The organism is Pseudomonas sp. DE0157 (assembly GCF_007678615.1).
In the GTDB taxonomy this organism is placed as follows: Bacteria; Pseudomonadota; Gammaproteobacteria; order Pseudomonadales; family Pseudomonadaceae; genus Aquipseudomonas; species Aquipseudomonas parafulva_B.
Genome location: NZ_VEJN01000066.1, coordinates 1 through 218 on the forward strand (window position 1 = coordinate 1; position 218 = coordinate 218).

The 218-nt window shown below is 60.6% G+C and carries 1 protein-coding gene; it reads left to right on the plus strand.

Annotated features, from left to right (window positions below; all coding sequences use genetic code 11):
• Positions 1-218 (plus strand): immunoglobulin-like domain-containing protein (locus FS777_RS21335; RefSeq protein ID WP_145257618.1); only part of this gene is annotated, 218 nt, incomplete at both ends.

The following is a 218-nucleotide window of genomic DNA, read 5'->3' on the forward strand; positions in this document are numbered from 1 at the left end:
GCGAACCCTTCGGTTACTGAGGGCGGTGTCATCACCTACACCGTGACCCTGACCAACCCGGCTCAGACTCCGGTGACCGTGACCCTGTCCAACGGCCAGGTCATCACCGTTGAAGCAGGCAAGACTCAAGGCAGCATCGATTTCCAGACCCCGGCCAACGATGTCTACAACAACGGCTCGACCGTTAGTGTGACCATCGACAGCGCCACGGGCGGCAA